The organism is Mycobacterium botniense, assembly GCF_010723305.1.
Taxonomy (GTDB): Bacteria; Actinomycetota; Actinomycetes; order Mycobacteriales; family Mycobacteriaceae; genus Mycobacterium; species Mycobacterium botniense.
Map to the genome: position 1 here is coordinate 912,205 of NZ_BLKW01000002.1, position 19,679 is coordinate 931,883.

At 63.8% G+C, this 19,679-nt stretch carries 13 protein-coding genes, 1 tRNA gene and 1 pseudogene; 3 read left to right on the forward strand and 12 right to left on the reverse strand.

Annotation, left to right across the window (positions count from 1 at the left end; translation table 11 throughout):
- The first annotated feature begins 157 nt into the window (after positions 1–157).
- Together G6N08_RS04555 and G6N08_RS04560 are read left to right on the forward strand one after the other, a co-directional pair.
- Positions 158–2,860, forward strand: a complete 2,703-nt coding sequence (locus G6N08_RS04555) for a (Fe-S)-binding protein (protein ID WP_163754813.1) — start codon at positions 158–160, stop codon at positions 2,858–2,860.
- Positions 2,861–2,893: 33 nt separating this feature from the next.
- Positions 2,894–4,168 (forward strand): pyridoxal phosphate-dependent aminotransferase, encoded by a 1,275-nt coding sequence (locus G6N08_RS04560; RefSeq protein WP_371868954.1) that lies wholly within the window; start codon positions 2,894–2,896, stop codon positions 4,166–4,168.
- A 34-nt stretch (positions 4,169–4,202) separates the two neighbouring features.
- Here G6N08_RS04560 and rfbA read toward each other — a convergent pair whose 3' ends face one another.
- The 6 genes from rfbA to dcd all read right to left on the reverse strand — a co-directional run bounded on the left by rfbA (position 4,203) and on the right by dcd (position 10,487).
- Complete coding sequence (rfbA, locus tag G6N08_RS04565; protein ID WP_163754817.1) at positions 4,203–5,069, reverse strand: glucose-1-phosphate thymidylyltransferase RfbA; 867 nt, start codon at positions 5,067–5,069, stop codon at positions 4,203–4,205.
- 10 nt (positions 5,070–5,079) lie between these two features.
- A complete protein-coding gene (locus G6N08_RS04570; RefSeq protein ID WP_163754819.1) occupies positions 5,080–5,448 on the reverse strand; it encodes a nuclear transport factor 2 family protein in 369 nt (122 codons plus the stop codon).
- Positions 5,449–5,476: 28 nt separating this feature from the next.
- Positions 5,477–6,232, reverse strand: a complete 756-nt coding sequence (locus G6N08_RS04575; RefSeq protein WP_163754821.1) for a maleylpyruvate isomerase family mycothiol-dependent enzyme — start codon at positions 6,230–6,232, stop codon at positions 5,477–5,479.
- A 203-nt stretch (positions 6,233–6,435) separates the two neighbouring features.
- Entirely contained in the window at positions 6,436–7,776 is a 1,341-nt protein-coding gene (locus tag G6N08_RS04580) for a UDP-glucose dehydrogenase family protein (RefSeq protein WP_163754823.1), read from the reverse strand.
- A gap of 385 nt (positions 7,777–8,161) precedes the next feature.
- Complete coding sequence (locus G6N08_RS04585; protein ID WP_443093832.1) at positions 8,162–9,691, reverse strand: DUF7159 family protein; 1,530 nt, start codon at positions 9,689–9,691, stop codon at positions 8,162–8,164.
- 199 nt (positions 9,692–9,890) lie between these two features.
- Positions 9,891–10,487, reverse strand: coding sequence for a dCTP deaminase (dcd, locus tag G6N08_RS04590; protein ID WP_163754825.1), 597 nt, complete (start codon positions 10,485–10,487; stop codon positions 9,891–9,893).
- Between the two features lie 81 nt (positions 10,488–10,568).
- On the opposite strand from dcd, the gene G6N08_RS04595 reads away from it, so the two are divergent.
- Positions 10,569–10,642 (forward strand) — tRNA-Gly (locus G6N08_RS04595).
- A gap of 147 nt (positions 10,643–10,789) precedes the next feature.
- Here the strand turns inward: G6N08_RS04595 and G6N08_RS04600 are convergent.
- The 6 genes and pseudogenes from G6N08_RS04600 to G6N08_RS04625 form a co-directional block, all read right to left on the reverse strand.
- Complete coding sequence (locus G6N08_RS04600) at positions 10,790–13,930, reverse strand: Eco57I restriction-modification methylase domain-containing protein (protein WP_163754826.1); 3,141 nt, start codon at positions 13,928–13,930, stop codon at positions 10,790–10,792.
- Between the two features lie 4 nt (positions 13,931–13,934).
- Positions 13,935–15,335, reverse strand: coding sequence for a site-specific integrase (locus tag G6N08_RS04605; RefSeq protein WP_163754828.1), 1,401 nt, complete (start codon positions 15,333–15,335; stop codon positions 13,935–13,937).
- The gene (locus G6N08_RS04610; RefSeq protein ID WP_246216602.1) at positions 15,335–16,012 is read right to left on the reverse strand and encodes a recombinase family protein; all 678 of its coding nucleotides are present in this window, start codon (positions 16,010–16,012) and stop codon (positions 15,335–15,337) included. The genes G6N08_RS04605 and G6N08_RS04610 overlap by 1 nt, the downstream gene beginning before the upstream one ends.
- A 1,260-nt stretch (positions 16,013–17,272) precedes the next feature.
- Entirely contained in the window at positions 17,273–18,184 is a 912-nt protein-coding gene (locus G6N08_RS04615; protein WP_163754831.1) for a hypothetical protein, read from the reverse strand.
- Positions 18,185–18,224: 40 nt separating this feature from the next.
- Positions 18,225–19,418: pseudogene (locus G6N08_RS04620) on the reverse strand (bifunctional DNA primase/polymerase); the annotation flags it as partial.
- A 15-nt stretch (positions 19,419–19,433) separates the two neighbouring features.
- Positions 19,434–19,625, reverse strand: a complete 192-nt coding sequence (locus tag G6N08_RS04625; protein ID WP_163754833.1) for a hypothetical protein — start codon at positions 19,623–19,625, stop codon at positions 19,434–19,436.
- Positions 19,626–19,679: the final 54 nt, after the last annotated feature.

Here is a 19,679-nt window from a genome sequence, read left to right on the forward strand (position 1 = left end):
CGTCCGGGACGAAACGGAAAGCACAACAACTGGTTAGCCCAGCCCGTGTCGCGGTAAACAGCACGAAGATGGCACTATGGGCAGGTCTAAGCGATCAAGTTACCCACCAGCAACACAATTGGTTGCTGTAAGTGGCGAGCATTTGGGGAGATGATCCGTGACCACGCAAACGCTGATCAGACTGGTCGTCGGCCTGGGCATGACCGCGGTTGTGGGGGTGTTCGCCGCCCGGCGGATCAGCTGGCTGGTCAAACTCATCCGCTCCGGCCGGCCGGCCACCGGTCGCACTGCCAATCTGGGAACCCGGATGTGGACCGAACTGGCCGAGGTGTTCGGGCAACGGCGGCTGCTGAAGTGGTCGGTTCCCGGTTTGGCCCACTTTTTTACCATGTGGGGCTTCTTCATCCTGCTGACGGTCTACATCGAGGCCTATGGCCTGCTGTTTCAGCCCAACTTTCACATCCCGATCATCGGCCGCTGGGATGTGCTGGGCTTTCTGCAAGACTTCTTCGCCACCGCCGTGTTCATCGGCATCACCGTTTTCGCGATCATCCGCCTGCGCACCAAACCAAAGGAACACGGCCGCGACTCCCGCTTCTACGGCTCGCACCTCGGCGGCGCGTGGCTGATCTTGTTCATGATCTTCAACGTCATCTGGACCTATGTGCTGGTCCGCGGCTCGGCGGTGAACAACGGCACCCTGCCTTATGGCAAAGCCGCGTTTCTGTCGCAGCTATTCGGCGCGATCCTCAAGCCGCTGGGCCATACCGCCAACGAGACTCTGGAAACCGTGGCGTTGCTGCTGCATATCGGGGTGATGCTGGCCTTCCTGATCATCGTGTTGCACTCCAAGCACCTGCACATCTTCGTGGCACCGATCAACGTGGTGTTCAAGCGGCTGCCCGACGGGCTGGGCCCGCTGCTGCCGATCGAAGCCGACGGTAAGCCGATCGATTTCGAAAATCCGCCTGACGATGCCGAATTCGGCCGCGGCAAGATCGAGGACTTCACCTGGAAAGCAATGCTGGACTTCGCCACCTGTACCGAGTGCGGGCGCTGTCAGTCGCAGTGCCCGGCCTGGAACACCGGCAAACCGCTTTCCCCCAAGCTCGTCATCATGGATCTGCGCGACCACTGGATGGCCAAGGCACCCTACCTGTTGGGTGACAAAGAGCGGCCCGCTGACGGTTTCGACCCCACGGCTGCCCACGATAGCGGCCACCACGTACCGGAATCCGGGTTCGGTCGGGTGGCGGGTTCTGGTCCCGAGCAGGCCAGCCGCCCGCTGGTTGGCACCGCCGAGCAGGGCGGGGTGATCGACCCCGACGTGTTGTGGTCGTGTGTGACCTGCGGCGCCTGTGTCGAGCAGTGCCCGGTGGACATCGAACACGTCGACCACATTGTTGATATGCGCCGCTACCAGGTGATGATGCAGTCGGAGTTCCCCTCCGAGTTGTCGGTGCTGTTCAAAAACCTGGAGACCAAGGCCAATCCGTGGGGCCAGAACGCCGCCGACCGCACCAACTGGATCGACGAGGTCGACTTCGACGTGCCGGTCTACGGCCAGGACGTCGACAGCTTCGACGGGTTCGAGTATCTGTTCTGGGTGGGCTGTGCCGGCGCTTATGACGACAAGGCCAAGAAGACCACCAAGGCGGTCGCCGAACTGCTGGCCGCCGCCGGGGTGAAGTTCGTGGTGCTGGGCGCCGGAGAAACCTGCAACGGCGACTCCGCGCGCCGCTCCGGTAACGAGTTCCTGTTCCAACAGCTGGCCCAGCAGGCCGTGGAGACGCTCGACGGGGTGTTCGAGGGCGTGGAGACCGTCGACCGCAAGATTGTGGTGACCTGTCCGCACTGCTTTAACACCCTCGGCCGCGAATACCGGCAGCTGGGCGCCAACTACACGGTGCTGCATCACACCCAGCTGCTCAACCGGCTGGTGCGTGACAAGAAGCTGATCCCGGTCAAGCCTGTCGACGGCGACGGGACGTCGATCACCTACCACGACCCGTGCTACCTGGGGCGGCACAACAAGGTCTACGAAGCACCACGTGAGCTGATCGGAGCTTCGGGTGCACGACTGACCGAAATGCCCCGGCACGCCGACCGCAGCTTCTGCTGCGGTGCGGGCGGCGCGCGGATGTGGATGGAAGAGCATCTCGGCAAGCGGATCAACCACGAACGCGTCGACGAGGCGCTGGCTACCGGCGCCACCACGGTCGCCACCGCGTGCCCATTCTGCCGGGTGATGATCACCGACGGTGTCGACGACCGCGCCGGGGCTGCCGGGCGCGACGGTGTCGACGTGCGCGACGTCGCTCAACTGCTGCTCGAGTCACTGGACCGCAGCAAGGTTCAGCTGCCGCCGAAGGGCACAGCCGCCAAGCAGGCCGAGAAACCTGCTCCCAAGGCGGCCACCACGCCGGCGGCACCGGCCAGACCGGAGACCCCCGAACCGGAAGCACCGGCCCACGACAAGCCCGCCAAAGCCGTCACCGGCCTGGGTATTGCCGCCGGCGCCAAACGGCCCGGCGCCAAGAAGGCCGCCGCCCCAGCACAACCCGGGTCCGCGTCAGCACCGGAGGAGAAACCCCAAGCGGGGACCAAAGCGCCCGGGGCGCCGGTGAAGGGCCTGGGTATTGCCGCCGGCGCCAAACGGCCCGGCGCCAAGAAGGCCGCTGCCCCAGCACAACCCGCCGGAGACGCCGCCGAGCCCCCGTCAAAAGCCCGCCAACAGGGTAGTCAGCAACCCGAGTCACAATCCGAGCAGCAGGATCGCAACGCCACGGCCACGTCTAAGGCCCAACCCGTGAAGGGTTTGGGCATCGCACGCGGCGCGCGTCCACCCGGTAAACGCTGAGCCCAGCAAATCGAATTGGACGGCCATGGCAGTATGGTTGACGTGACTACTCATCAGCTGCCGTGGCACACCACCGCGCATCACCCGCGGCAGCGCATATTTGCCCAGTCATCCAAACTGCAGGATGTTCTCTACGAAATTCGCGGCCCGGTGCACCAGCACGCGGCGCGGCTAGAGGCCGAAGGGCACCGGATTCTCAAGCTGAATATCGGCAACCCGGCACCGTTCGGATTCGAGGCGCCCGACGTCATCATGCGCGACATGATTCAGGCGCTGCCCTACGCGCAGGGCTATTCGGACTCCAAGGGCATCCTGTCAGCGCGGCGCGCGGTGGTGACCCGCTACGAACTGGTCGAGGGTTTCCCGCGACTCGACGTCGACGACGTGTATCTGGGTAACGGGGTCTCCGAGCTGATCACGATGACGCTGCAGGCTCTGCTGGACAACGGTGACCAAGTGCTGATCCCGGCGCCCGACTACCCGCTGTGGACGGCGTCCACATCACTGGCAGGCGGTACGCCGGTGCACTACCTGTGTGACGAGACCCAAGGCTGGCAACCCGATATCGCCGATCTGGAATCGAAAATCACCGAGCGCACCAAGGCGCTGGTCGTGATCAATCCGAACAACCCGACTGGCGCAGTCTACAGTCGCGAAATCCTCACCCAGATGGCTGATCTCGCTCGCAAGCATCAACTACTGCTGTTAGCTGATGAGATCTACGACAAGATTCTCTACGACGATGCCAAACACATCTGCATGGCATCGGTAGCTCCGGACTTGCTGTGCCTGACGTTCAATGGCCTCTCGAAGGCCTACCGGGTGGCCGGGTACCGCGCCGGATGGGTGGCGATCACCGGCCCTAAAGACCACGCCAGCAGCTTCATCGAGGGCATCAGTCTGCTGGCGAATATGCGGTTATGCCCGAATGTCCCTGCCCAGCACGCGATTCAGGTCGCGTTGGGCGGCCACCAAAGTATCGAGGATCTGGTACTTCCTGGAGGCCGCCTGCGCGAGCAGCGTGACGTGGCCTGGACCAAACTCAATGAAATTCCGGGAGTATCGTGCGTCAAGCCGGCGGGTGCGCTCTACACGTTCCCGCGGCTCGACCCCGAAGTTTATGACATCGAGGACGACGAGCAGCTTGTCCTCGATTTGTTGCTCTCGGAGAAGATCCTGGTCACACAGGGCACCGGGTTCAACTGGCCCACTCCGGATCACCTACGCATCGTGACTTTGCCGTGGTCACGCGATCTCAGCAATGCGATCGAGCGGCTCGGCAACTTCCTGGCAAGCTACCGCCAATAGGGATGAGCCATCGGCGAATCGGGTTACGCCGCGATCAGTTTCGCTCCAACAGTTTCAGCAGGTAGTTGCCGTAGCCGGACTTGAGCAGTGCGTGCGCCCGCTGGGTCAGCTGCTCGTCGTCGATCAATCCCATTCGCCACGCCACTTCTTCGGGCACGCTGATCTTCAAGCCTTGCCGCAGTTCCAGGGTGCGGACGTAGTCGGCGGCATCCAGCAGTGAGTCGAATGTGCCGGTGTCCAGCCACGCGGTTCCACGCGCCAGCACCTCGACAGACAGCCGGCCCTGGTTAAGGTAGGTCCGGTTGATATCGGTGATTTCGTACTCACCGCGTACTGATTTCGTTAAGTGGCGGGCGATTTCGACAACGTCGTTGTCGTAGAAGTACAGGCCCGGCACCGCGTACTGCGACTTGGGAGTGGCTGGCTTTTCTTCGATAGACAGCGCTACGCCGTCGGCGCTGAATTCGACAACGCCGTACGCAGAGGGATTAGCCACCCAGTATGCAAAAATTGCTCCGCCGCTTATATTTTGGAAGCGTTGCAAGCTCGTTCCCAGACCAGGTCCATAGAAGATGTTGTCTCCCAAAACGAGTGCGACGGAATCGGTACCGATGTGGTCGGCCCCGATGACGAATGCCTTTGCTAGACCGTCGGGATGGTCCTGGACAGCGTAGCTGATATTGATGCCGAACTGTGCTCCGCCGCCGAGGAGTCGGTGAAAGGCAGGTGCGTCATGTGGGGTGGTAATCACCAGAATGTCGCGGATGCCAGCCATCATCAGCGTGGACAGCGGATAGTAGATCATCGGTTTGTCGTAGACCGGCAGCAACTGCTTGCTGACGCCCATTGTGATCGGATACAGCCGCGTACCCGAACCGCCGGCTAAAATGATCCCGCGCATGCGCGTCCCCTCAGTCGACGCGGTCCGCTTCGGTGAGTTCGGTGGCAGCCAGCGCCGACGCCAGGTTCTCATGCCGGAACACTGACGTCACCTGATCGTGAACCACCCGGAACGCCGACGCGGCCGTCGTGCTCGCGCCTTGGGGACCGGTGATCTTCTGTTCGACAACGACGACGCCGCCGCGCACGTACAGCCGTCCCGGCTCGACCGTCGTCTTTCTCGCGGTGGCCCACCTGCGCAGCGAATCGTGACCCTGCCCGGCTCCGTGGGAGTCACCGAACTCGATGTCGTCGCTGGACAGCGCGACCAGGGTATCGAGATCGACTGCGTTGAGGGCGTCATGCCAGGCCAAGACGGTGGCGATCTCCGATGTGGTCATGATCAGCAAGGTACCGTGTGCGGCGCGGTTAAAAAGGGGTGTGGTCCAGCCAGTTCTGCCAGACCGTGGTATCGCCGAAGACGGTGATAGCAGTTTCAGTGACCGGGATTCGGCGCGAGAGCGCCAGCAGCAGCTCGGTGGCGCTACCGCGCAGTGCCGCTGTGCCCTTGCCATGGTCGTGGGACCAGACGATCCGTCCGCCGCCGGCGCCGATCGTCCATTCACCCGCGGCACCTAGCCCTGGGTCGGTGGCGTGCAAGTGGATGGTGCTGCCGTCCCGCAGTGGCAGCGGTGCCCCCTCGCTTCCGGCCTGGCTCGCCACCCGCTCAAGCCATTCGCTAATACCGTCGGCAGCCAGCTCGGGTGCCAGCGCGTAGTCGACGCCTAAGGCGAGCGCCGCGTCGGCGCGGTGCACGGTTGCCTCGTGTAGCCGGCGGCGGATCCACCAATAAGCTGGCCGCGGCCCGAGGAACGTCCACACCGGTGTCTCCACACCCACTAGCTCGACAGCATCGATCAGCTCCTGCGCGCCGCTGTGCAGCCAGGAAATTGCCTCGCCGGCATCCGGAGGCGGTGTGCCGCCCTCGACAGTGCGCGGATCGAGGAAGTGGTCGGCACGGTCGCGGATGATCTGTGCGGCCCACCGGTCCCCCCGACCGACATGGCGCAACAACTCCCTGAAGGTCCAGCCGGGACAGGTCGGCACCGGTGTAGCGGGCTCACCACTGCGGATGACATCGCAGAACGCGTGGTTCTGGTCGAGAAATGCTGCCGCGTAGTCCACGCCGTTAGGCTACGCGGCTTCTCCCGCGGCTACGCCGCAGGCATCGTCGCCCGGCAACCCCCACCTGGCCGGCTCCTCCTCCCGCGGCTACGCCGCAGGCATCGTCGCCCGGCAACCCCCACCTGGCCGGCTCCTCCTCCCGCGGCTACGCCGCAGGCATCGTCGCCCGGCAACCCCCACCTGGCCGGCTCCTCCTCCCGCGGCTACGCCGCAGGCATCGTCGCCCGGCCGCGGCCGAGGCAAAACACCCGCCAACCCGCCCGCTGCCAACGGGTGATGTCCAGGCAGTTGCGCCCATCCACAATGACTCGGGCCCGGACCTGGTCAGCAAGCTCGTCGGGGTCGAGGTCGATGAACTCTTGCCATTCGGTAAGCACCAGCACAGCGTCCGCCCGCTCGCAAGCCTCCGCGACAGACACCGCATAGTTGAGGGTGGGAAACAGTCGCTGGGCGTTCTCCAAGGCCTTCGGGTCGAAGACGTTGACGGTAGCTCCGTTGAGCTGCAACTGGCCTGCCACATTGAGCGCTGGTGAATCGCGCACGTCATCGGATTCGGGCTTGAACGCTGCACCCAGCACAGCGATGTTGGCGCCCAGCAACGACCCACCGCACGCGGTCGTGGTCAACTCCACCATCCGGGTGCGACGGCGCATATTGATATTGTCGACTTCACGCAAAAACGTCAGCGCCTGATCGGCTCCCAGCTCACCCGCGCGCGCCATGAACGCACGGATGTCTTTGGGCAAACAGCCACCGCCGAAACCCAAACCCGCGTTGAGGCATTGGCGCCCGATCCGGGAGTCGTATCCGAGCGCGTCGGCCAAGACCGTGACATCCGCGCCGGCCGCCTCGCACACCTCCGAGATCGCGTTGATGAACGAAATCTTGGTCGCCAGAAATGCATTGGCGGAAACCTTCACCAGCTCCGCGGTCTGCAGGTCAGTGACCAAGAAGGGCACCCCCGCCTGCAGCAGCGGTCCGTACAACTCGCGGATCGCCGACACGGCTAAAATCGAATCAGGTTGTACACCAAGCACAATACGCTCGGGGTGCAGGGTGTCGTGTACCGCGAAGCCTTCTCGCAGAAACTCGGGATTCCAAGCCACTTCGATGTCGATTCCCGGCGGCGCCAACACGCGAGCTCGCTGGCCCAGCTCTGCTGCGGTGCCGACGGGGACAGTGGACTTGCCGACGAGGACAGCGGATCGGGTCAACCGCGGCACCAGCGTGTCGATGACGGCGTGAACATAGCGCAAATCGGCGCTGTATTCGCCTTTCTTCTGAGGAGTGCCGACCCCCAGGAAATGCACGTCGGCAAACCCGGCCGCCAGGTCGTAATCGGTGGTGAACCGCAACCGACCCCTGCTGAGGTTATCCGTTAACAGCTTGCGCAGACCGGGTTCGTAAAACGGAATGTCGCCTCCGGCCAGCTTGGCAACTTTGCCGGGATCAGTGTCGACTCCCACCACCTCGTGCCCTAGTTCCGCCATACCCACGGCGTGAGTAGCACCCAAGTAGCCCGTACCGAAGACGGTGCATCGCATACTGCCCTGTCTAGCCTGTCGCGATGAGCTAACAGCGTCACACCACTAAGCGGCAGGCGAACGGCTGGTAACGGTTGGTTGCCAGCGAACTAAAACCCGTTACCGGGATTACCCGTGAAATGGGTAGCGGAACCTGGATGCGGCGGGGAGGCCAGCTCCGCGGGACTGAATCCGGCGCGCACCGGCTGTAACGAGCAATCCGCGCCGGCGCCGGGTCGTCGGCCACCGACGCTGGCCCACTCGGCTGGTGCGCGTGCAGACATGTCGCGACTACCTGCCCGGAATGCACGGGTTGTGACTGAGGTCGTCCGATACACCAACGGCGCCCCCGTCACAACCCCTTGGCTCCTGGCGGCCCTGCCCGGGCGCTGACGGTGTCGCCGGGCTAGAAGCGGAGATGAAACCCTGGGACGGGCAGTGGGATCATCGGGCCGCCGAACCCGCCGCGGCCGCGGCCATGGCCCCAGCCCCCACCGCCGTGATCGCCGCCCCACGGGGCGACCGGCGGCCCCGGTGGGGGAGGAGCAAATATCTGCGGGAGCAGCGGCGGAATCGGTGGCGGCGGCAAGGCCGGAGCAGGCAACGGCAAGGCCGGAGCAGGCAGCGGCAGCGCCGGAGGCGGCGGCGGAACAGCCGGCGGAGGCGGCAACGCCGGCGCCACAGCCGGTGCCGGCCGCGGTGCGGCGACGGGTGCGGGCACGTGCGCAGGTGCTGGTGCAGGGGCGGGTGGCGCGGGCACCTGAGCTTTAGGGAGCGGTGGCGGTGCTGCCGGTTGAGCGGGCGTGACAACGTTTTGGCTCAGGCTGGGCTTCTGATCGATGTGCGGCCGAATCGTGATTGCCAGCGACAGCACCAATGCCACCACACCCACGACAAAGATCGTCAACACACCCATCGCGGTCAGGAACGGTGTGCGGGCCGATGGCTCGCCGGGTTCCGCCGCGAAGTCGGGGTACATCCCCGTTGTAAAGTCTTCCTCCCCGGCGACCGGGCCGTAGGCGTCGGGACCCTCGGCGGTAAAGATGTCGGCGTCCCCGTCGGGGAGAGCGCTATATGCGAGATCCCCGTCCTCCGGCGCCGCAGCTCCCCCAGGCACGGCGAGGTATCCGGCAAGCAGAAAGGGACTCACTTCGCCGGTGCCCGGATCCTGAGCGTAGGCCAGTGCCGCTGTCGACGAGGCAAATAACGGCGCATTTGCCGACGCCAGCGCTGCCCCCCGCGCCAGCGCGGTCTCGGGCTCCTCCGGGACACTCACCGGCAGCGATGTGGCTTCCTGCAATGCCGGTTTGATCATCGCCACATCCACATCGGCACCGACGACGAAGATTCCCCCTGGGGCTGGTTCTATCCGCTCGGCATCTTCGACCATGTCGGCGAGCTCTGCGACGGCCTCGTCGTCATCGTCGGGAAGAGATCGCCGGCACACATCAGAGACCGAGCCGTCAGCGGTGTTGACAACCGCCAGGGTCGCGGTGTCGGGTTCGATGAACAACAGCGCGGTGCGATCGTAATCGGTTGCGCTGCCGACGGCGTGCGCCAGCGCGGCGGCGGCCAGGAAGGCCGACACCAACATGACGTTCTCGATCTTGCGTGCGCCCAGTTCCTCGCGCAGCACGGCCGCATCGGCGGGGTCGATCCACGTCACCCCGGTTGACGCCAGCTGGTAGCCGCCCTCGGCAGCGCCTTCCCGGGTGCCCAGAATCGCTGCGATAACACGTTGCGGGGCGGTGCCGACCGGTATCTCGCCGTCACTTGTGATGTCGATGTTGTCTTGGTCGATGGTGGGACCGTCGGCGTTTCGGCCCTCCACCAGCACCATGCGGACCATCGTTGGTGCCATCGACACACCAAGTACGGTTTCCACTACCCCTCCAAGGAGTTTGCTCCCCACCCGCAATTCGCGGAGGCAGCGCACCGTCCCGCTGATCCTGGTACTTCGACCTTACCTGCCGATGCGGTGATACTGCCCGGCTGTTTCAGCCGAGGACGCCGGTGGGAGCCGCCGCGGCTGTACCCGCCGTCCCGGCACGCGCGACCCCGGAATACCCGCCGGGTCTGCCCCCACGTCGGCCCCGAAATCTGCCCCGACCGAACAAACCGTTCCTAGACCGTTGTCATTTCTCGCGGTACGAAGCGGACCGGGAGAAGTCGATGAAGTTTTGGTAGTAACGCGACGGCGTCGGCCCGCGTTGTCCCTGGTATTTCGAGCCCGCCCGGGCACTTCCGTAAGGATGCTCAGCCGGGCTGGTCAACCGCAGGATGCAAAGCTGGCCGATCTTCATTCCCGGCCACAGCGTGATCGGCAGATTGGCCACATTGGACAGCTCCAGCGTGATGTGGCCGCTGAAACCGGGATCGATGAAACCTGCGGTCGAGTGCGTCAACAAGCCCAGCCGTCCCAGCGACGACTTGCCTTCCAGTCGTCCGGCCAGGTCCTCGGGCAAGGTGAACAGTTCCAGCGTCGAACCGAGCACGAATTCACCGGGATGCAGCACAAACGGCTCACCATCAACCGGTTCCACCACGCTGGTCAGCTCATCTTGCCGCTGTGCGGGGTCGATGTGCGTGTACCGCGTGTTGTTGAACACCCGAAACAGGCTGTCGAGGCGCACGTCCACGCTGGATGGTTGCACCAAGGCGTCGTCGAAGGGATCAATGCCGAGCCGCCCGGCAGCGATTTCGGCCCTCAAATCCCGGTCAGAGAGCAGCACCCGTTGAGCCTATCTGCTGGGTCCGTCCCATGAGGGTGATGAACGGTGCTGCCTGAGATGCTAGCCTTCGGAAACGACCGCGCCGATGTAGTTCAATGGCAGAACATCAGCTTCCCAAGCTGAGAACGCGGGTTCGATTCCCGTCATCGGCTCCACATCTGAGCAGCGCCGACGTGGTGGCGCGCTGCTTCGGCGACCGGCGGCGGTACCTACCCGATACCTACCGCCACAGCTGGGTACGACCTGGGCTCAAGGGCACCCTGACACGAAAAACACCCGCCAGCTCGCCAAACGATGTGCGGTTAGTCGTCCAGCAGGCTATCCAGCGGCTCCTCGGCCACTTCGATCGCCTCGATCAATGCGCGCTCCTCGTCGGTGATCCGATAAAGCCGGTAAACGATCTCGTCGATTTCCCTCTGAGCGGCGACGGCCTGGTTTTCGAAAGCCGCACATTCGGCAGCGGTCTTGTTGAAATACGTCAGCAGCTCATCTTTCTGAGTGAGCGACAACCGGAGCCTGGCGGCCGCGAGGAACTCATCGAAGTCGAGCCGCCACCAGGTCTTCAGCTTCCTGGCGTTCCAGTTCTGCCCGCCATATTCCGACTTCATCACCGTCAGAACGTGCTCGCTGCGCTCCCGCAGGTTCGCAAGCGACTTCGCAACGCTATGAGCCAGGTCAGCAAGATCGGCTTGGTCCTTCCGCGAGATGCGCACCATCGGCAACTGCTCGATGTTGGACTTGTTGATCGCCAGATATCCGCCGGCCAGGTGCTTGTCGGCGAACTCCGTCCGGAGGTAGTAGCTCATGAAGGCACTGTTCAGGACCGCGGTCAAGGCTTCCGGGTCGATCCCGCCGAAGTCGTATATGCCGTACGCCCCAACACCTAGGGCCAGCGGTTCGGGGACGTAGACCGCCTCGATCCGCTTGGTCATGCCGGCAATGACCACCTTCGGCGCCTTCCAGAATGCGTACTTGCTCGCAGCGATTTCCGGCGAGCCCAACGTGATGTAGGGGTGCTTGTACACCGACTTCATGTACGGCACGCGGGTCGTGTCGATCTGAAACGGGTCCACGCCGCCGCTGACGGCGAACGGGATGCCCGACCCGGCCTCATTGAGTAGACCTTTCACCACCTGAGCCTCGAAACCGGTTGTGCCCGCGTTCAGTTTGATACCGAAGTCGGCAAGGGTCTTGAACCTTCGGAGGCCGTTGCCTTCGTCGGGATATTGGGTGAAGTTGCCGAGGTGCTCAGGCTCGGAGATGCTATACCGCTCCACCGTCGCCGATTCCGACCGGTTCATGTTGCCGAGCAAGATGATCGGGTACACCCCAACGCCCTTGAATACCGACAGCGTCGACACGTTTACCACCGACTCAAGCGACGACCCGGACATAAATTCCTGAGCTGGCCGCGCGTAGTCCGCGATCAGGTACTTGTTGGGGATGATCCAGCCGTACCGCCCTTCGGGCTTCAGCAGCTGGATGCCGCGCAGCAAGAACGCTACATAGATGTCGTACGAGCCGGCCAGTTGCGGGTACTTCTCCACTAGGTGGGCGCGCTCGTCCTGGGTCATTAGGCGGGCATTGATGTACGGCGGATTACCGATCACGACGTCAAAGCCACCCGATGCCATGATGTCCGGGAAGTTGTCTCGCCAGTTGAATGCCTTGCTCCCGCCCTGGTCCGGGTCGTCGACCAACGAGTTCCCACACTTGATATTGTTGTCCAGAGCGGTAAGCGGCTTGCCTTTCTCCGCCGTCTTCAGCCAAAGGCTGAGCTTGGTGATCTCGACCGATTCTTCATTAATGTCGACGCCAAAGATGTTGTCGGAGAGTATCTTCCTCACGACCTCGTCGTACGACATCAGGGTCCCGCCGAGAATCTCGTTGACGCGCAGGTTTTCCTTCAGCAGGTAATCGAACACGTACACCAGGAAAGCACCACTGCCGCAAGCGATGTCGACGACCTTGATGGCCTGGAGAACGGCCAAGTACTCCGAGTACATGCGGCGCTGCCGCTTGTCATAGCCCTCTTCGGTCTTCATTAGATTGAGCTTGTGCTTGCGCTTCAGCTCATCCTCGCGAAGCCGCAGATATGCACCGAGGGTGTTGTCGACGATGAACCGAACGATGTAATCGGGTGTGTAGTAGATGCCCTCGCGCCGCCGCCGACTTTTGAGCCCAAGCGGGTTCTTCTCCGCCCGGACTTTCCGACGGATCTCCTCCAAGTTGGTGATCGACTGCTCGAAGATGTGGCCAAGGACGTTGACGCGCAGCTCGTTACGGAAGTCGTAACGGGATAGACCCGCCAGCTTCCGCATCACCGGGTCAGAGATTGTCAGCGCGTCGATCCACGGGTCCTCAGCGAATAGGCCGCCGTTGTACCCGACCGGGATGCCCAGCGCAGCACTGCCCTTATCTATCGACCGGAACAATCGCTTGAAGAATTCGAACAACGGCTCGCCCAGCGGGTTGTGGTTCTCGGCGTGGTTCAAGACCGTCGCAACGATCTGGTCGGGCAGCAGATCCATGTCCTCGGCGAAGCACGCGAAAACCACTCGGTCGATGATCGTCTGGGCCTTGCGGATGGCGAGATCGAACTTGTCGCGGGTGGCAGGATTGTTCCGCCAGATGTCCTGCAGCAGCTCGATGCGGATGTCCTTGTACTCCGCATAGAACTGCTCGCCGACCTCCTCCTGCTCCTGCCGGATCGCGCTCAGAAGGGCCTGCGTAGCGGATGGCCCCTGGCGGGAGACCATGCTCTCCGCCCTCATCAGCACGTACCAGGTCTTGAACTTGAGGTAGTCGTCCGTGGGGTCGATCAGGTCGTCGAGCGTCCAGCGCTCGAAGTCCAGCTGGTTGTCGTTGTACAGCCGGAACTCGTAGAAGTTGCTGACCACCACGAAGGGGCAGGACGCAAACTGCGGCTTGTACTTGAAACCCTGCTGCACAGGGCTGAGGTTGCCTTGGCTCTGCTGTGGCTTGTCGAGCGAGACGTCCGCACCCTTCAGCTCAACCACGGCGGCGATGTTGTCGATCCCTGCGACCGGTTCCGCGTAACGCAGCACGGCATCCGGCGTCTGGCCGCCCTTGGCGGTGGTCGCGGCCTTCGGCGTGAAGGTGAACGGGACGTGCGGCTTCTCCCGGTAACCGAGGATCTTGATGAAGAAGTCTTGGTTGTAGGCCTGCTCCCGGCTAGTCTCGTTGTCACCCTTCAACGATCCCCGGCGGTAATCGTCGAGCCACGTCTGGATCAGATCGATGCACCACGCGATGTCCTTCGTGTCGACCTTCTGCGCCAGGCCGCGCACCTTCTTCTTGCCGAACAAGCTAGCCACGGATTCCAGCTTAGAGGGACAGGCCGAGTTTGCCGTGGCGAACCAGCTGGCCAACAGCACATCTATTGCCCCCGCACCCGGAGCATCACTGCCCACCACGGTCACCTGCTCAGCTTGACGATCCCGACCGACACCACAGAGGTATGACGTTGCCGGACGCCGCGAGGCTCCCCATTGCCCCGAGCGCGGCCATAGCGTCGGCGTGGTTGTCCTCGAACAGGTGCGCGTAGATGCCCATCGTCGTCGTCGGCTTCGCATGCCCCATGAACCGGCTGACGTCGAACGCCGGTATCCCCGCCGCGACGCACAGGCTCGCGTACGTGTGGCGGAGCGAGTGGAACTTCAGCTCCGGCGACAGGCCAGCGGTCGGCGTAAGCCTGTTGGCTCGCAGCACCGCGGGGCGGTAGACCGCCTTGTACCAGCCGCCATGCTGGAGCGGCTCCGACCAATCGAGCACTAAGCGGTCTTCCGCTTCGGCCACCGATAGGTCGGCCAAGGCGGTAGCCTGCCGCTGCACCACAGCTCGGCGCTCCCTGCTCGTGGGCTTCCCGTCCGGACCCACCGCCCGCACGCCGGTCGGCTTCGGCATCTTCAGCGTCACCGCCGGGAACAGCGGCGCGGTTGAATCGTCGGCGCGCGGGTGCTCCGCGAGGTAGTCGCGCAACAGCGCCGTCGTCACCGCCGTGAGCAGCACCTTGCGGCGGCTGCCCTTGGTCTTGGGTGCGAGGTAGGTCATGGTGGTGCCGACGAGCCGCGCCGTTCGCTCGACCCGAAGCACGCCGGGTTTCGTGGGTGCGTTGAGGTTCGGCGACGTCTTCGATAGCTCAACATCACCGACCTGTAGCCCGGCCAGCTCCGCCGCCCGGAGACCACTCCACGGGGCAATGTGCACCAACACGTTGTATGGCCGAGGCGTCGCGGCGACAAGCGCCGAAACTTGCGCCCCCGTGAGGAACTGCGCCGGGTCATCCACTACGCCGGAGTCGCCGTGCTCAGTCGGGAGCTTCACGTAATCAGCGGGATTGCTCGCCAGCCGGCCATCCGCGACCGCCTGGGCGAGAACCATCCGCACCGTGAAGTAGGCGTGCCGCACCGTGCTGGGCTTCTTGCCCGCCACAACCATCTTCTGCACCCACATTGAAATCTGGTCGCGAGTGATCTTGTTCAGCGGGTAACCGCCGAACGTCGCGTCAATCCCAAGCGTCTTTCCGTCGCCCCGGCGCGTGCTAGCTGGGGCCAGGGCGGCTTCGTGCCCGGCCTTCGTGGTGGGCTTCAGGTCGTGCCGGGAGGCCAACCACAGCTGCGCCGCGTCTCGGAACAACATCCGCCCGGCCTTCGGATCGAAGTACACCCCGCGCCTGATCTTGTCGGCGGTCTCCGTTGCGTAGTCCTCCGCCGCCTTCCGCGTGCGGAAGCCGCCCTTGGTCTGATGCTTGCCGTCTGGGTCCTTCCACTTCACGATGTAGGCGGCGCTGCCGCTCTTCGTGTTTCGCTTCTGCACGTACGCCATCAGCTTGCGTCCATTTCTGTTGCGGCGGTGGCACTCGCGTAGATGCGCCGCACGGTCGAGGTCTGCCAGGTGGGCAGGCCGGCAGGACTCAAGATGCCTTCGGCCGCCAAGGTGGTCGCGATCTTGGCGAAGCTCAGGCCCGTGTGGCGGTCCATTACGATTCGCCGCACGACACCAGGTGGCGCCTGCCTGGGCCGGCCAATGCGCTCGCCGCGCGCCCGCTTCGCAGACAACGCCACTTTGGTCCGCTGGGAGATCAGCCGACGCCCGAATTGAGCGAAGGTCGCCATCAAGTGGGCCATCGCTTCGCCCGCTGGGGTCGTAAGGTCCACCCCCAGATCCAGCACCACCAGCGACCAACCTTGCGCCTGGGCGGCTTCAATGATGTTGACGGCGTTGATGATCGACCGGGCAAGCCGGTCCATCTTGGCCACGACAAGACCGTCGCCTTGCCCGCTTGCCAAAAGTTGCAACACTTCTCGCAGCGACGGGCCGATCATCTTGCCGGTCACGCCGTCGTCGCTGTGGTGCCCAACCTCCCAACCCCGCCGTGCGGCCTCGGCGTCGATGGCGGCGCGCTGAGCCTCCAGCCCGTTGCCGCTGGCGGCCTGCTCCTCAGTGCTGACGCGGCAGTAGCCGAACATGAGCGGGCCTTGCGGATTTCGTGCCGCGCTCATGCTTCTGGCTCCAGGTCCGCGTCCGGGAAAGCCACGGCCTCCATCAGCTGGCCTAGGCGAATATTGTTGCGCGTCAGGCGGTCCGCGAACACGTTGGTCACAACGCCCACCGCGCCAATCACCGTCGTTCCGGTCCAGTCGAGTGCGTCGGGGGTGCGCCGCGTCAGTGATTGGCTCGCGGCCCTCGTTGGTCACCGACACCACGCGTACGCGGTCGCCGGGTTTGAATCTGCTCACTTCGGTTCCTCTCGTCGGGGCGGAAACGACCGGTTCCGCCTTACGCCCCGAACGCTACGCCAGGTAGCACACTCGCTGTTGCCACTTTAGCTGTGCTTTCGCTGTCTGTGGCTAATTACGCCCGCGCGCCGGCTAGCCCGCGCTACATCGGCCAGGGCATCCTCGGCAGTGATCAGGCCCGCGCTCGGCGGCTTCGTAGGCTCTGGGAACGCTCGGCGCAGCGACGCGGGCTGCTCGGCGGGCTTCGCACTCTCTACGGGTGCGCTAGGCCGCGTTACGCCAGGCTCCTGGGGCCGTTCGGCGGGCTGCGTCGGCGGCCCCGGTGGCCGGGTGGCCCGCCGCTGGCGCGGTAGCGGCTTCCCCGCGTGCTTGGCCACGGCCTTCGCCAGCCGCTTATCGGCCGGCGACACGCTCGGGTCAGGTGCTATACCGCGCACCGCGCGCTCCAACATGATTGCCTTCGCGAAGGCGAGGCCCTCCTGCGCTTTCCGTTGTACATGTCGTGTCGCCCCGCCATGGAGGCGGCACACCGTCCCGCCGCGAATCGCAAAGCGGCCGCACGGTTTACCATCGCGCTGCCGTCGCGCGGCGCAGCGGCGTGGATGGTTGAGGCGCTGCTCATACGTCAGTGCATTTTCTCTATTCGCATTCTTATGTCGCTCGCTCATCGGTCACCCGGCCTTGTTCGGTCGCATGGCCAAGGCGGCATTATCGGGTTACGGGGTGGCCGGTTTGGTCTGCGCGTCAGATAGGCCGCAAGCCAGTACGGTGGCATCGGCGGGGTGTAGACGTTAATTGCAATCTCCAATCGGTAGTGACGGTTTCCTGTGTTGCTCGGCCAGGGCGTGGTTCAGAGGGGGAGGCGGGGAGAATCTCCCCCTGTGCCGCGCGAGATTTCGCGCCTCGTGCATATCCCGCGGATGAAGAAATCCAGGTTTCCTGGTCTTTTAGGTCGGCCTAAGTCAAGAATATTCGCAGCAGGCGGGGAGACCGCTCCCCCTCTTCCCCTCTGACACTTGCCGTTCATCTGCCCTCCTTCAAGCGGAACAGATATCCTTCGTTGCCTTGGTACTCAATCTGTTTGGCTTCGACATCACCGACCTGTTGCAACAATTCCAGCGCCGGTTCGACATACTGCCGGTCGTCGTTGCTAAAGCACTTCTTGACTTCGTTCAGCGTCCGGTCATTCTGCTTTCGCAGCTTTCGGCGTATGCCCTCTGCTACCCGTGTAATCGCCTTCTCCCGCAGGACATCTGCCTTCACAACTTCGCGTTCGGCATCTGCACGCCCACGCATTCTGTTTGCCTCTCCCGCCTTGGTTTTCAGCGCCGCTTGAACCTCGGTTCGCGACGCGTTCGACACACTCATCACGACACCGGCAAGGTCCCAGTCCTCTTCGGTCACTTTGTCGGTGCGGCCGTTCATCCACATCAGCCCCACCGCCACCTTCAGCCGCGCGAGGGTCGCGTGTGCATCTAGCGCCTGGTTCTCTGGGACTTGGCCGCGTAGCTTCGCCTTCTGTTCTCGCCGCACTGTCTCAACCACGCTCGGCGGCAACCCCAGCACGTGAAACCCGGACTTGTCGGCGGGCATGTCCAGCTTGTACTCATCGCGTGGCCCAAACTTCAGCTTCGGGCCGTCGTCGTCGGCAGTAGCCTCCTGTTCATCACCCGGTCTCGGCCATGCGGGTAGGCGCAGCGGCTCAGGTTCTTCGGGCGGCTCGTCCGGTGCATCTGGGTCGGTCGTCGGGAGCCAGATAAATCGTTGCGGCGTACCGCCGTCGGAATCCTGCAGGAGTGCGCCACCACGCCCCGGCTGGACACCAACCACCATCGTCATGCGGTAGCGGTGGCCCACCACCACGACGGCCTTCTCGGCGTTCGCCCAGCCGAATCCAAGCCGTTCGCCCATCCAGGCCTTGCGAAGCTCCGGCATCAGTGTCGACCCGCCACGGCCCGCGAGCGCCGCGAATGTGTCAACCTCGCCTACCCGTGAACATCACCGCGTTACGCAGGTTTATCTGCTGCGGCTCCTGATTTTTCGGTTTTGTCACACAGGCGTACTGCTTGAGGATGCCTTCGCCACTACTCGGCGTGGCGACGAACACAAATGTCTCGCTCGCGACAAAGTCTTCAGCCGCCGCTTCAGAGGTGTTCTTGCCGAAGCCGGAACGGGCCACCAAGGCGACGAACAAATTCAAGCTCGCCTCCGACCCAATCGTTGGCGGCAGCACAACCTCGGGCGGGATTGTCGCGATCACACGCGCCAGGACAGCGCCCAGCGTTGACCACGGCCCCACACACCGTGCCCGCGCGAACGTCCGCAGTCGCTCCAATTCGGGCCGCGCCGACCAGAACGCCTCAAGCTCGGCGTCAGTCAACAGCTCGTCGTTTCGGTGCGCCCTGTCGGGGTCAGCCTGCGCCGCAGCCCACTTCGCCATCCGCATGTACTCGTCGCCAAGCTGAGCCACGCGCTCGTGCTCAGCTCCGGCGTCGAATCTTGCTGCGTAAGTTGAGTGCAGCGTTCCGAATGCCTCGCGGGCCGGATAACAGCCGGCCATCGCCTCCGAGAACGCCCACGGTAGCGCGGCAGTCATCTTCTCGTGCCGGGACGCATTACCGTCAACCTGCGCGTCGAACCAGTCGGCTGGTCCGCTCACGTTGTGCCGGCAGTTCTCCCGTCCACACCCGCCGGGGGGTGCATCCAGGAATGCCTCCAACTCCGCGTCGGTCAGTGGGTCGTTTTGGCCAGCGGCCTCGGTCAGGCACTCTCGCAACACTTCCGGCAACGGTCCCACTTGGCCGACCCTGATCTGGCGGTAGGTGCCACCTTTGGTTTCGGCGTCAGGGTGTGGTGTGGGCGCGGCGATGATGACGCCGTTCTTGCCCCTGACTTCGCCGCAGGCTGTGAAAGCGCCCGCGCCGTTGCCGAATTCGCTGTCGGGCGGCATCGCGAACATGTAATGCCCACGGTCACCGTCATGACGGGTGCCTTGGATCGCGGTAGCCGTGAGCATCGCGTCGGCCAAGTCGTCACGCCCATAGACCCTGATGCCATCGATGCTGTCTAGGTCAAGATCAAACACAATCGCACTGGATCGCCCGCAATGAAGGGCGATTCCGTAATTGGGGTTTACTTTCCACCATCGGCGTAGTTTGTCGGGGTCACGGGTGGACTTACTTTGCTAATGTCCGCTAACAACACTGCCGGGGTTCTTGATGTCGTCGGGATCAGTCGGCAGCACGTACCATCCGGCCTCCGCGTAGGCCAAAGCGGCGTTCAACAAGCTCATGTCAGTGACGTCGGGCAGACGCAGGCCGGTGTCCTGCGAGAGCGCGAACGGATTTCGGCGGCGGGGTGCGTCAGGCGGTATCATAAAAGCCAGGCCTTGATTGTTGGAGCAGTTGGGTCTCGCGGTTCGCCCTCAGCC